This window comes from Pseudomonas sp. Pseusp97 (genome assembly GCF_047304025.1).
GTDB lineage: Bacteria > Pseudomonadota > Gammaproteobacteria > Pseudomonadales > Pseudomonadaceae > Pseudomonas.
In genome coordinates this window covers 1-12,488 of sequence record NZ_JBGLYK010000175.1, presented here as the reverse complement: position 1 = coordinate 12,488, position 12,488 = coordinate 1, and the positions used below count along the sequence as shown (strand labels likewise).

Here is a 12,488-nt window from a genome sequence, read left to right as displayed (position 1 = left end):
CTCGGGGCGCCTTTTCTGGCGTCCGCTCGTGCCCCCCAACCCGCCGGTGGGTTTTTTTTCCCCCACCACCCCCGCTCCTACAGGGTTCACCCCATCGCCTTTGCATCCGGTGCTGAAACGAAAAAAGGAGGCCCGAAGGCCTCCTTTTTTCTTGCCACCCAGCAGCGCTTAGAACAGCACGCGGCTGCGGATGGTGCCGTTCACGTGCTGCAGCTTCTCCAGCGCCAGGTCCGAGTACTCGGCGTCGACGTCGATCACCACGTAGCCGACCTTGTCGTTGGTCTGCAGGTACTGGCCGGAGATGTTGATGCCGTTGTCGGCGAACACCTTGTTGATCTCGCTCATCACACCCGGGATGTTCTCATGGATGTGCAGCAGGCGGTGCTTGCCCGGGTGCGACGGCAGGGCCACTTCGGGGAAGTTGACCGAGGACACCGAGGTGCCGTTGTCGCTGTACTTGACCAGCTTCTCGGCCACTTCCAGGCCGATGTTGGCCTGGGCTTCGGCGGTGGAGCCGCCGATGTGCGGGGTCAGGATCACGCGATCCAGGCCGCGCAGCGGGCTTTCGAACTCGTCGTCGTTGGACTTGGGCTCGACCGGGAATACATCGATAGCAGCGCCGATCAGGTGCTCGTCCTTGATCGCGGCGGCCAGGTGGTCCAGCTCGACCACGGTGCCACGGGCGGCGTTGATCAGGATGCCGCCTTTCTTGATGGCGCGGATTTCCTTCTCGCCGATCATCCACTGGGTGGACGGCAGTTCCGGCACGTGCAGCGAGACGATGTCGGACATGCCGAGCAGCTCGTGCAGGTTGCCGACCTGCTGGGCGTTACCCAGCGGCAGCTTGGTCACGGTGTCGTAGAAGAACACCTGCATGCCCAGAGCTTCGGCCAGGACCGAGAGCTGGGTGCCGATCGAGCCGTAGCCGACGATGCCCAGCTTCTTGCCGCGGATCTCGAAGGAGTTGGCGGCGGACTTGATCCAGCCGCCGCGGTGGCAGGAGGCGTTCTTCTCCGGGATGCCGCGCAGCAGCAGGATGGCCTCGGCCAGCACCAGTTCGGCGACCGAACGGGTGTTGGAGTAGGGCGCGTTGAACACGGCGATGCCGCGCTCGCGGGCCGCGTTCAGGTCGACCTGGTTGGTGCCGATGCAGAAGCAGCCCACCGCGATCAGCTTCTTGGCAGCGTCGAAGACTTCTTCGGTCAGCTGGGTGCGGGAGCGGATACCGATGAAGTGGGCATCGGCAATCTTTTCCTTCAGCTCGTCACCGGACAGCGCGGTCTTGAGGTACTCGATGTTGGAGTAGCCGGCTGCCTTGAGGGTGTCGACGGCGTTCTGGTGCACGCCTTCAAGGAGAAGGAATTTGATCTTGCTCTTGTCGAGAGAAGTCTTGCTCATCTGCTTTGAACCTGTAGTCCCGGGATGTGGCGAGAAATTGAACAGCTCAGGCCGGACCGGCCGGTGCCAGGCTTGGCGCCAGGTGGCGATCTGCGTGGGGTGCGTATGCTAGCATGTTCTCCCTTTTCCTTGCCCGGTTGCGACCTGAGCTGTTCTCAGGACGACCATGAACCATTTGAGAGTTCCTCCAATGACCCGCGACGCCCTGATCGAATCGCTCAAGCCCCTGCTGGATGCCGGGAAGCTGCTGACAGACGCCGATTCCCTCGACACCTATGGCAAGGATTGGACCAAGCATTTCGCCCCGGCGCCCCTGGCAATCGCCTTCCCCAAGAGCGCCGAGCAGGTCCAGGCCATTGTCCGCTGGGCTAATGAGCACAAGGTCGCGCTGGTCCCCTCCGGTGGTCGCACCGGTCTCTCCGCCGCCGCCGTCGCCGCGAATGGCGAGGTGGTCGTGGCCTTCGACTACATGAACAAGGTGCTGGCCTTCAACGAATTCGACCGCACCGTGGTCTGCCAGCCGGGCGTGATCACCAAGCAGCTGCAGACCTTCGCCGAAGAGCACGGCCTGTATTACCCGGTTGACTTCGCATCGTCCGGTTCCAGCCAGATTGGCGGCAACATCGGTACCAATGCCGGCGGGATCAAGGTCATTCGCTACGGCATGACCCGCAACTGGGTGGCTGGCCTGAAGGTCGTCACCGGCAAGGGCGACCTGCTGGAGCTGAACAAGGACCTGATCAAGAACGCCACCGGCTATGACCTGCGCCAGCTGTTCATTGGCGCCGAAGGCACCCTGGGCTTCGTGGTCGAGGCCACCATGCGCCTGGAGCGCCAGCCGAAGAACCTCACCGCGATGGTCCTGGGCACCCCTGACTTCGACTCGATCATGCCGGTGCTGCACGCGTTCCAGAACAAGCTGGACCTGACCGCCTTCGAGTTCTTCTCCGACAAGGCCCTGGCCAAGATCATGGCCCGCGGCGACGTGCCGCCGGCCTTCGAGACCGACTGCCCGTTCTATGCCCTGCTGGAGTTCGAGGCCAGCACCGAGGAAGTGGCCAACGAGGCGCTGGCGACTTTCGAATATTGTGTGGAGCAGGGCTGGGTCCTCGATGGCGTGATGAGCCAGAGCGAGCAGCAGTTGCAGAACCTGTGGAAGCTGCGCGAGTACATCTCCGAGACCATCTCCCACTGGACGCCGTACAAGAACGACATCTCGGTCACCGTCGGCAAGGTCCCGGCCTTCCTCAAGGACATCGACGATATAGTCGCGGCCAACTACCCGGACTTCGAAGTGGTCTGGTTCGGCCACATCGGCGACGGCAACCTGCACCTGAACATCCTCAAGCCCGAGAACCTGACCAAGGACGAGTTCTTCGCCAAGTGCGCGACCGTCAACAAGTGGGTGTTCGAGACCGTGCAGAAGTACAACGGCTCCATCTCCGCCGAGCACGGCGTGGGCATGACCAAGCGCGATTACCTGGGTTACTCTCGCTCCGAGGCTGAAATCGGCTACATGAAGGCAGTCAAGGCGGTGTTCGACCCGAACGGGATCATGAACCCCGGCAAGATCTTCGCCGAATAAGTCGCTGCATAGAGAAGGGCCGGCTCTTTGGATAGAGGGGCCGGCCCTTCGCGCGTCAGCGTCACGGGAAGTGGCGCGTGCGCCGGCAGGATGCGGGCACCCGCGCGGGACCACGAGCCCCGCGTGGATCATCTCTTCCATGCGTTCAGGAGTCGGTCATGAGTTACCAGCATCAGTACGTCGATGGCACCCCGATCCATTTCACCCTGGGCAAGGTGGTCTGCGTCGGCCGCAACTACGCGGAGCACGCCAAGGAACTGAACAACCCGGTACCGACCGAGCCGCTGCTGTTCATCAAGCCCGGTTCCTGCACCGTGTCGCAGGCCGGCGGTTTTGCCATTCCTGAAGACCGTGGCGCGGTGCACTACGAGGCGGAAATCGCCGTGCTGATCGGCAAGCCGCTGTCGCGCAAACCGAGCGCCGAGGAAGTGCTGGATGCCATCTCCGGCTACGCCCCGGCGCTGGACCTGACCCTGCGCGACGTACAGGCCAGGCTGAAGGAAAAGGGCCTGCCCTGGGAGCTGGCCAAGTCCTTCGACGGCGCCTTCGTGCTGGCGCCCTTCGTCAGCGCCGACCACTTCCCGGACCCGACCGATATCGGCATCCGCCTGGTGATCGACGGCGAAGTCCGCCAGGACGGCAACAGCCGCGACATGCTCAACCCCATCGTGCCGCTGATCCAGCACATCTGCGGGCACTTCTCGCTGCAGCCGGGCGACGTGGTTTCCACCGGCACTCCGGTCGGCGTCGGTCCGCTCCACAGCGGCAGTGAGGTAGTGCTGGAACTTCCCGGCGCGAGCCGATTCGAAAGCCGCGTGCTTTAACACCGTTGTCCCGCCGAAGGCCGCCGTTTGTGCGGCCTTCGCGTCTTGCGGGACGCCTTGCCGTGCTGACCAACAAGAGTCGTCATGACCATGTCCGTCCTTCGTCCTCGCTGGCTGCTGCTGGCCCTGCTCCTCATCCTGGTAGTGCTTGGCTACCTGACTTCGCGCTTCCACTGGGATGACCGCGCGCGCCTGTGGCTGCGCGAGCAGGACACCAGCGCCCAGGCGCGCTCGGAAAGTATCTGGCTGCCCGGCTACCGGGCGGTGATCCAGGCCAAGCCGCTCAAGGGTGGCCTCGAAGGGCAGGAAACCTCCGACCTGGCCTACAACCCGGTGACCCGCACCCTGTTCACCGTCACCGGCAAGAAGCCGCTGCTGGCCGAACTGTCGCTCACCGGTGACGTGCTGCGGGTGATCCCGTTGCTGGGCATGTCCAACCCCGAGGGCGTGGCGGTGCTGGAGAACGGCAATATCGCCGTGACCGACGAGCGCAAGAATTCGCTGACCATCTTCCAGGTCGATCCGCAGACCCGCGAGCTGAGCACGGCCAAGCTGTCCAGCTTCGATCTCGGCCCGCGCGGCAAGAAGAACAAGGGCATCGAAGGGATTGCCTGGGACCCGCGCCAGCATCGCCTGGTGCTGGGGCAGGAGCGCGATCCGCTGGCGCTGTTCAGCCTCGCCAGCGACGGCGGGCCGAGCCTGACCGGAGCCCTGCAGCCGCTGCCCAGCGACCTGCTGATGACCAATGTCTCGGCGCTGAGCATCGACCCGCGCACCGGGCATACCCTGGTGCTGTCGGCGGAGTCGCACCTGCTGCTGGAGCTGGACGAGAAGGGCGAGCCGATCAGCTTCATCAGCCTGCTCGGCGGGCTCAACGGCCTGGACGACCGCATCCCGCGCGCCGAGGGCGTGGCCATCGACGAGCAGGGCACCATCTACATGGTCAGCGAACCGGACCTGTTCTACGTGTTCAAGCGCGAGGCGGCCAAAACGGATTGATCCAGGCCGGGGGAGTGCGGGTCGGATGGCTTTAAGGTTGGGTTAAGTCCGGATTCAGGCTGGTTTCAGCCGCCGGCCATAAGCTGAACCCATCGAAAACGCCGCAGGAGGCACTTCCATGAAACTTCGTCATCTCCCCCTGATCGCTGCCGCTGGCCTGTTCTCCACCGTCACTCTGGCCGCCGGCTACACCGGCCCGGGCAGCGACGCCAAGCCCGCAGCCGCCGCTGCGCAGATCACCACGGTCAAGCAGGCGCAGTCCGCCGCCGACGACACCCCGGTGGTGCTAGAAGGCGTGATCACCAAGCGCATCGGCGGTGAGCACTACGAGTTCAAGGACGCCACCGGCAGCATCCAGGTCGAGATCGACCATGACGACTGGCCGGCCGGCGCCTCGGTATCCGAGAACACCAAGGTGCGCCTGACCGGTGAGGTCGACCACCACAAGCAGAAGGCCACCGATATCGACGTGGATCGGGTCGAGGTCCTCCAGTAATTCCGCCGTAAATGAAGAAGCCGCGCCGGGAGTGATCCCGTCGCGGCTTTTTCATGCTCTTCGTAGGAGCGAGCTTGCTCGCGAAGCGCATTCCAGCCGTCAGTCCGGTGAGCGGAGGGCTGTTCGCGAGCAAGCTCGCTCCTACAGGTCAGGAAACGCTTCAGCCGATGCTTTCAAACCCCTGCAGCACATTGATCGCGTTGATGCCGATCTCCTCCACCGCGTACCCGCCCTCCATCACGAACAGCGTCGGCAGGCCGAGCTTGCCGATGGCTTCGCCCATGCGCAGGTAGTCCGGGCTGTCCAGCTTGAACTGGGAGATCGGGTCTTCCTTGTAGGTGTCCACGCCCAGCGACACGATCAGCACGTCCGGCTTGTACGCCGAAATCTGCCGGATCGCCGCCTGCAGCGCCAGGCTCCACACCGACCAGTCGCTGCCCGAGGCCAGCGGATAGTTGAAGTTGAAGCCTTCACCCACGCCCTGGCCTTTCTCGTCGGCGTAGCCGAGGAAATAGGGGTATTCGAAGCGCGGATCGCCGTGAATCGAGGTGAACAGCACGTCGGCACGGTCGTAGAAGATGTCCTGGGTGCCGTTGCCGTGGTGGTAGTCGACATCGAGGATGGCTACGCGGTTGGCGCCCTGGTCGAGGATCGACTGGGCGGCGATGGCCGCGTTGTTGAAGAAGCAGTAGCCGCCCATGAAGTCCGCCGAGGCGTGGTGGCCCGGCGGACGGCACAGGGAGAACACCGAGCGCGCGCCCTTGGCCAGTTCGGCCTGGCCGGTCATCGCCACGTTCACCGAGCTGAGCACCGCCTGCCAGGTGCCGGCGGTGATCGGCGCGCCGGCGTCCAGGCTGTAGTAGCCCAGGCGGCCGTCGATGCTGTCCGGCTCCTTCTGCCGCAGGCGGCGGGTCGGCCAGCAGATCGGCAGCATGTCGTGGGTACGGCCGGTGGCCAGCCAGTCACGCCAGGCGTGCTGCAAAAACCGCACGAAGCCTTCGCTGTGCACCCTCAGGATGGGTTCCAGGCCGAAGTCGCGCGGGGCCTGGATGTCGCCCAGTTTCACCGCCTTGGCCCGGTCCAGCACCATGTCGGCGCGGCTGGGCTTTTCGAAGCAGGGGGTGAACTGGCCGCCGATCAGCTCGTGCTGACCGTGGTGCAAGCGATGGTCGTCGGTATAGATCGTCAACATCACGCGCTCCTGAGGGCGCCTCCGGGCGCCCGTTGGGTTCTAGTAGCTGGGCCGTCAGGCGTTTTCCTCGAAATTCACACTCGGCGCCTTGCGGCGGAAGCCGCCGGTATGCACCGCCAGGTAAGCGAAACCGACCGCGAACCAGCTCAGGCCGACCACCAGCGTCAGCTGCGAGAGGCTGGTCCACAGCCACAGGGTCAGGCACAGGCCGATGAACGGGATCGCCCCGTAGAGCAGGACGTTCTTCGCCCCGCGGCGCCGCTCGACACCCAGGTAGGTGCGGATCACCGCCAGGTTGACCACGGAGAAGGCCACCAGCGCGCCGAAGCTGATCATCGAGGCGAGGGTGGTCAGGTCCAGCCCGACCGCCAGCAGGGATACGGCGGAGACCACCAGGATCGCCACCACCGGGGTCTGGAAGCGTGCGTGCAGTACACCGAACAGGCTGCGCGGCAGGATGCCGTCGCGGCCCATGGTGAAGATGATGCGCGACACCGAGGCCTGGGACGCCAGCGCCGAGCCGATGCAGCCGGCGATGTAGGCGGAGGTGAAGAAGTTGCCGAGGAACTGGCCGCCGGCCTTGAGCATCACTTCGTTGGCCGCCGAGTCGGCGTTCTGGAACACGCTGCCGGGGAACACCAGCTGGCTGATGATCGCCAGCAGGGTGAACATCAGGCCGGCGATGACGGTAGTGATGATGATCGCGCGGGGAATGTCGCGGCGGGCGTCACGGGTTTCCTCGGCCATGGTAGAGACCGCGTCGAAGCCCAGGAACGACAGGCACAGCACCGCGGCGCCGGCCATCAGCGGGGCGAAGCCGGGCTGGGTGCCGTCACCGACGAAGGGCAGGCTGAAGTCGATCGCAGCGCCACCGGCGAGCGTCTTGATCGACATGACCACGAACACCACGATGAATACCAGCTGCGCGCCGACGATGACGTTGCTCATGCCGGCGACCTGGCTGATGCCGACCACGTTGAGCACGGTCACCAGGGCGATGGAGGCGACCACGAACATCCAGGCCGGGATTTCCGGGAAGGCGATGTTCATGAACAGGCCGATGAGCAGGTAGTTGATCATCGGCAGGAACAGGTAATCGAGCAGCAGCGACCAGCCGGACAGGAAGCCGACCACCGGGCCGAAGCTCAGGCTGGTGTAGGAATACGCGGAGCCGGAAATCGGGTACTTGCGCACCATGAAGCTGTAGGACGCTGCCGTGAACAGCATCGCCAGCAGGGTGATCAGGTAGGCGGTGGCGGTGCGGCCGCCGGTCATCTCGGTGACCACGCCGTAGGTGGTGAACATGGTCAGCGGGACCATGTAGACCAGGCCGAAGAAGACCAGGGCGGGCAGGCCCAGGACGCGTTTCAGGCGGGCGTCGGCGTTGGCCGGGGTGCCCTGTCGGGTGCTTTGTGGAGCGCTCTTTGGAGCAGGCGCAGTGCTGGCGCTGTGTTGGCTGGCCATGGGAGTCCTCGCGATTTTATGGTTGTCGTGCGGGCGGGCGGCGTTCGGTGGCCGTCCTGTTGTCGTCGGCTTGCGGCTCAGCCGCAGCGCTGACGACGCGCGAGGAATGAGGGTGTTTGCTGCAGGTTGACGCAAAAGCTGGTCATGGGCGTTCTCGGGGCATTTGTTCTTGTGGATAACGCGCTCGCGTTCCCTCGGGAAATCCCTGCGCCACCTTTGATGGTGCAAGGGCTGGCCGCCTTTCCAGCCGCTCCCTGCGCGAGCCGCCCGACTCTAGCAACCAGGGTTGCCGGGCAGAACCCTGCAAAGGGTCAAAAAGGGATCGAGATGGCCAAATTGACTGTCAGGGTCGCCCGGCGCGCACCGCCGCGCCGGGTGACCTGCAGGTCATTTCTTCAGCTTGGTCCAGACCTTGGAGCGCAGTTGCAGGGCCTTGGGCGAGCACAGCTTGAAGGGCTTGAGGCGATCCAGCTTGTCCGCCGGGGTGTTGATCGCCGGGTCGTCGAACAGCTCCTTGTCCATGTACTTGTCCGAGCCCTCGATCGCGTTGTTGTACTTGGCGAAGTTGGAGGCCAGCGCGATGTTCTCAGGCTGCATCATCCAGTTCAGGAAGGCGTGGGCCTCCTTGATGTTGGTGGCGTCCTTGGGAATGGTCAGGTTGTCGATGAACAGGCGCACGCCTTCCTTCGGATAGACGTAGACCAGGCTGGCGCGCTGAGCGTGGGCGCGGTGGAAGGCGCCGTTCCATTGCTGGTGCATGGAGACCTCGCCGGCCGCCATGCGCTCGATGGTGCCGTCGCTGTTGTACATGGCCAGCATCGGTTTCTGCTTGAGCAGCAGGTCCTGGATCTTCGCCGCCTCCTTCGGGTCCTCGGTGCACTCGTCGACACCCAGGTAATAGGACGCCGGGGCGTACAGCTCCTCGATGGAGTTGAGCGCCACCACCTTGCCCTTCAGCTCGGCTGGCGGCTCGAAGAACGGCTTCCAGCTCTCGTCCAGCTTGCCGCCGGGTACCTTGGCGCTGTCGTAGCTGTAGCCGGTGGTGCCCCACAGGTAGGGCACGGAATAGTCGTGGCCCGGGTCGTAGGTCAGGGTCTTGAACTTGTCTTTCAGGTTGGCCAGGTTCGGCAGCTGCGCCTTGTCGAGCTTCTGCAGCAGGCCTTCCTTGACGAAGATCTCGATGAAGCTGTCCGACGGCACCACCACGTCGTACGCCCCGCCGCCGGCCTTGAGCTTGGCCAGCAGGGTTTCGTTGCTGTCGTAGGAGTCCAGGGTGGCGTGGATGCCGGTGTCCTTCTCGAACTTCTTCAGCAGTTCCGGCGGGAAGTAGTCGGACCAGTTGGCGAAGTGCAGGGTGCCGTCGGCATGGGCGCTGCCGGCCAGCAGCAGGCTGGCGGCGACGAGCGCGCGGGCGATGGGGGTACGGCGGAATTTCATCGGTGAAGCTCCTTGCAATGTTGTTTTGTTTGGCGGCAGGAGGTCAGCGGCGACGCTGGCCGACGTAGTACGACAACGCAACGAACGCGATGGAAATCAACAGTATTATTGAAGATATGGCGTTGATCTTCGGGGAAATCCCCATTCGGATGGAGCTGAAGATGTACACCGGCAGGGTGGTTGCCCCGGCGCCGGCGACGAAGTAGGTGATGACGAAGTCGTCCATCGAGATGATGAACGCCAGCATCGCACCGGACACTATCCCCGGCGTCAGCAGGGGGAAGGTCACCTTCCAGAAGGTCTTCCACGGCGAGGCATAGAGGTCTGCCGCCGCTTCGGCGAGCCTGGGGTCCATGCCTTCGAGGCGGGCGCGGATCGGCAGGTAGGCGAAGGGAATGCAGAACACGATGTGCGCCAGCAGGATGGTGAACAGCGACAGCTTCAGGCCGATGAAGGCGAAGAACATCAAGGTCGCCACGGCGGTGACGATCTCCGGCACCAGCAACGGCAGGCCCAGTACGCCGCTCATCAGTGTCTGCCCGCGGAACGAGCGGCCGCGCATGCCCAGCGCGGCGAGCGTGGCCAGGGTGGTGGCGACCACGGTGGCGAGGGTCGCGACGATCAGCGAGTTCTTCGCCGCGCGCAGGATTTCCGGGTCGTCCGCCACCACCGCATACCACTTCAGGCTGAAGCTTTCCCACAGCGTGGCCGATTGGCCGCTGTTGAAGCTCAGCACCACCAGCACGAAGATCGGGATGTAGAGGAAGGCGAAGAACAGCCAGGCGGCGGGCCGGACCCCGGTGAACTTCCACAGCGGGTTGGCCGACTTCATGGATGACCTCCCGCCGCGCCCGGTTTGAACCGCATGCTGTAGATCATCATCGCCAGCAGCACGAAGGCCAGCAGGGCGAAGGACAGCGCCGCGCCGAACGGCCAATTGTGCGCCGTGCCGAACTGCAGCTGGATCAGGTTGCCGATCATCAGCGACTTACCGCCCCCGAGCAGCTCGGGAATGATGTAGCTGCCCAGCGAAGGGATGAACACCAAGATGCAGCCGGCGACGATGCCGGGCATGGCCAGCGGGATGATGATTCGCCTGAGCGCCTTCCAGCGGTTGGCGCCCAGGTCGAAGGCCGCTTCCACCAGGCGCCAGTCCATCTTCTCCAGGCTGGTGTAGATGGGCAGGACCATGAACGGCAGGTAGGTATAGAGCAGGCCGATGATCACCGCGTTGTCGGTGTAGAGAATGCCCAGCGAGGCATTCGAGAAGCCCAGCCCGTGCAGGCCTTCGTCGATCAGCCCGCCGTTGCGCAGCAACAGCATCCAGGCATAGACCCGCACCAGCAGGTTGGTCCAGAACGGCACCGTGACCAGGAACAGCAGCAGGTTGCGCCGGCGTTCGTCCTGCAGCGCCAGGTACAGCGCGGTGGGGAAGCCGATCAGCACGCAGCCCAGGGTGGTCAGGATCGACAGCCAAAACGAGCGCTGGAAGATGCCCAGGTAGTCGGCGTTGAACGCCAGGCTGTCGTCCAGGTCCCGCTCCCAGAGGAAGTTGATGTAGGCCTCGATGGTGTGCTGGCCCCACTTCACGCCGCCGTAGTCCCCCGGTGCCTGGATCGACACGGCAAACATGATGCCCAGCGGCAGGACGAGGAACACTACCAGCATGATCATCGCCGGGCTGGTCAGGGCCAGGCGGTTGAACAGCGATTTTCGTTCCGCTTGCGCGCGCAGTGTACTCATTCGGCCAGCACCCGGATGGCGGTGGCGGGAATGCGGACCCGCACCCGCGCGCCGGGCGCGTGGGTGGAAAGGGCGCCGTCGCGGTTCTGCTGACGGACCCGGAAGCCGCCCTGACCGGCGACATTGAGGTGGTACACGGTATCGGTGCCAACGTAGACGATGTTCTCGACCACGCCTTCGAGCTGGCCGTCCTGCGCGAGCTCGGTGCGCTCCGGGCGGATCGCCAGGGTCACCTTGCCCGGCAGGGTGGTGGCGGCCGGGAGCAACTGGCCGTCGGCCAGGCGCACGCTGTCGCCGCTGGATTCGCCTTCGAGGAAGTTGGTCTCGCCGATGAAATCAGCGACCAGGCGATTGACCGGCGCCTCATAGATCTCGGTGGGCGTGCCGATCTGCATGACCTTGCCGCGACTCATCACCGCGATGCGGTCGGACATGGTCAGCGCTTCTTCCTGGTCGTGGGTGACCATGATGAAGGTGATGCCGGTCTCGTGCTGCAGGCGCTTGAGCTCGATCTGCATTTCCTTGCGCAGCTTGAGATCCAGTGCGGACAGCGATTCGTCGAGCAGCAGCACCTTGGGCCGGCTGGCCAGGGCTCGGGCCAGGGCGATGCGCTGTTGCTGGCCGCCGGAGAGCTGGTCGGCGCGGCGCTTGCCGACCTCGGGCAGGCGCACCAGGTCGAGCATCTTCTGCACCGTGGCGTCGATGTCGCTGCGACTCTTGCCCTGCATTTCCAGGCCGAAGGCGATGTTTTCCGCCACGGTCATGTGCGGGAACAGGGCGTAGCTCTGGAAGACGGTGTTGACCGGGCGCTTGAAGGGCGGAAGGCCTTCCATCGCGTCGCCGTAGAGGCGAATGCTGCCGGAGGAGGGTTGTTCGAAGCCGGCGATCAGTCGCAGCAAGGTGGTCTTGCCGCAGCCCGAGGGGCCGAGGAGGGTGAAGAATTCGTTGGCGCGGATTTCCAGTGACACGTCGTCCAGGGCCTTGAGGCCTTGTCCGGGTGTACCGAACTCCATGCATATCCGCTCGATGGTGATCGCGCTGGTCATGCTGGTACCATGCAGTTAAGCAGTTGTTATTGTTGAGGTTTTACGGTTTCTAGGACCGTTTCACCTAGCTGCGGATTGATAATGACCAAGCGGCCCGGTGCGCAGAACGATAGATCAGGCCAATAAGGGATAAATCAGGCCAAGTTGAAAACGCGCCAGGAAATGCTGGATTTCGGGCGTCAGCGCGGTGTCGTTTCTGCGGCTTTTTTGTAGGAGCGGGGGTTGTCGGGCGCAAAAGGCCGGGGGGGGGGGGTGGGGGGGCGCGGCCGGCGGGACGGGGGGGTTGGGGTGGGGGGGGGACGCC

Annotated in this window: 11 protein-coding genes; 4 read left to right on the top strand and 7 right to left on the bottom strand. The window is 64.3% G+C overall.

Going from position 1 to position 12,488, the window contains the following annotated elements:
* Positions 1-168: 168 nt before the first annotated feature.
* Positions 169-1,398, bottom strand: coding sequence for a phosphoglycerate dehydrogenase (gene serA, locus ACCC94_RS22450; RefSeq protein WP_045215566.1), 1,230 nt, complete (start codon positions 1,396-1,398; stop codon positions 169-171).
* A gap of 190 nt (positions 1,399-1,588) precedes the next feature.
* On the opposite strand from serA, the gene ACCC94_RS22445 reads away from it, so the two are divergent.
* The 4 genes from ACCC94_RS22445 (at position 1,589) to ACCC94_RS22430 (ending at position 5,302) form a co-directional block, all read left to right on the top strand.
* On the top strand, positions 1,589-2,983 hold the full coding sequence (locus ACCC94_RS22445; RefSeq protein ID WP_413351786.1) for an FAD-binding oxidoreductase: 1,395 nt from the start codon (positions 1,589-1,591) through the stop codon (positions 2,981-2,983).
* 158 nt (positions 2,984-3,141) lie between these two features.
* Positions 3,142-3,807, top strand: a complete 666-nt coding sequence (locus ACCC94_RS22440; RefSeq protein ID WP_413351783.1) for a fumarylacetoacetate hydrolase family protein — start codon at positions 3,142-3,144, stop codon at positions 3,805-3,807.
* Positions 3,808-3,891: 84 nt separating this feature from the next.
* Positions 3,892-4,806: an SdiA-regulated domain-containing protein gene (locus ACCC94_RS22435; RefSeq protein ID WP_413351782.1), complete on the top strand. Its 915-nt coding sequence runs from the start codon at positions 3,892-3,894 to the stop codon at positions 4,804-4,806.
* Positions 4,807-4,924: 118 nt separating this feature from the next.
* On the top strand, positions 4,925-5,302 hold the full coding sequence (locus tag ACCC94_RS22430) for a NirD/YgiW/YdeI family stress tolerance protein (protein WP_413351780.1): 378 nt from the start codon (positions 4,925-4,927) through the stop codon (positions 5,300-5,302).
* 160 nt (positions 5,303-5,462) lie between these two features.
* On the opposite strand, the gene ACCC94_RS22425 is transcribed toward ACCC94_RS22430, so the two are convergent.
* The 6 genes from ACCC94_RS22425 to ACCC94_RS22400 all read right to left on the bottom strand — a co-directional run bounded on the left by ACCC94_RS22425 (position 5,463) and on the right by ACCC94_RS22400 (position 12,184).
* A complete protein-coding gene (locus ACCC94_RS22425; protein WP_017520827.1) occupies positions 5,463-6,494 on the bottom strand; it encodes a histone deacetylase family protein in 1,032 nt (343 codons plus the stop codon).
* A 54-nt stretch (positions 6,495-6,548) separates the two neighbouring features.
* The gene (locus ACCC94_RS22420; RefSeq protein WP_413351779.1) at positions 6,549-7,958 is read right to left on the bottom strand and encodes an APC family permease; all 1,410 of its coding nucleotides are present in this window, start codon (positions 7,956-7,958) and stop codon (positions 6,549-6,551) included.
* A gap of 387 nt (positions 7,959-8,345) precedes the next feature.
* Positions 8,346-9,395, bottom strand: coding sequence for an extracellular solute-binding protein (locus ACCC94_RS22415; protein WP_413351777.1), 1,050 nt, complete (start codon positions 9,393-9,395; stop codon positions 8,346-8,348).
* 43 nt (positions 9,396-9,438) lie between these two features.
* Positions 9,439-10,227, bottom strand: coding sequence for an ABC transporter permease (locus ACCC94_RS22410; protein WP_259757968.1), 789 nt, complete (start codon positions 10,225-10,227; stop codon positions 9,439-9,441).
* Positions 10,224-11,138: an ABC transporter permease gene (locus ACCC94_RS22405; protein ID WP_413351775.1), complete on the bottom strand. Its 915-nt coding sequence runs from the start codon at positions 11,136-11,138 to the stop codon at positions 10,224-10,226. Before ACCC94_RS22405 ends, ACCC94_RS22410 begins: the two co-directional genes overlap by 4 nt.
* Positions 11,135-12,184, bottom strand: coding sequence for an ABC transporter ATP-binding protein (locus ACCC94_RS22400; protein ID WP_413351774.1), 1,050 nt, complete (start codon positions 12,182-12,184; stop codon positions 11,135-11,137). The genes ACCC94_RS22405 and ACCC94_RS22400 overlap by 4 nt, the downstream gene beginning before the upstream one ends.
* Between the last annotated feature and the right edge of the window lie 304 nt (positions 12,185-12,488).

Coding starts and splice junctions, on each gene's coding strand:
- ACCC94_RS22435 (WP_413351782.1), top strand. CDS start 3,892: ATGACCATGTCCGTCCTTCGTCCTCGCTGGCTGCTGCTGGCCCTGCTC.
- serA (WP_045215566.1), bottom strand. CDS start 1,398: ATGAGCAAGACTTCTCTCGACAAGAGCAAGATCAAATTCCTTCTCCTT.
- ACCC94_RS22415 (WP_413351777.1), bottom strand. CDS start 9,395: ATGAAATTCCGCCGTACCCCCATCGCCCGCGCGCTCGTCGCCGCCAGC.
- ACCC94_RS22420 (WP_413351779.1), bottom strand. CDS start 7,958: ATGGCCAGCCAACACAGCGCCAGCACTGCGCCTGCTCCAAAGAGCGCT.
- ACCC94_RS22400 (WP_413351774.1), bottom strand. CDS start 12,184: ATGACCAGCGCGATCACCATCGAGCGGATATGCATGGAGTTCGGTACA.
- ACCC94_RS22425 (WP_017520827.1), bottom strand. CDS start 6,494: ATGTTGACGATCTATACCGACGACCATCGCTTGCACCACGGTCAGCAC.
- ACCC94_RS22410 (WP_259757968.1), bottom strand. CDS start 10,227: ATGAAGTCGGCCAACCCGCTGTGGAAGTTCACCGGGGTCCGGCCCGCC.
- ACCC94_RS22440 (WP_413351783.1), top strand. CDS start 3,142: ATGAGTTACCAGCATCAGTACGTCGATGGCACCCCGATCCATTTCACC.
- ACCC94_RS22445 (WP_413351786.1), top strand. CDS start 1,589: ATGACCCGCGACGCCCTGATCGAATCGCTCAAGCCCCTGCTGGATGCC.
- ACCC94_RS22430 (WP_413351780.1), top strand. CDS start 4,925: ATGAAACTTCGTCATCTCCCCCTGATCGCTGCCGCTGGCCTGTTCTCC.
- ACCC94_RS22405 (WP_413351775.1), bottom strand. CDS start 11,138: ATGAGTACACTGCGCGCGCAAGCGGAACGAAAATCGCTGTTCAACCGC.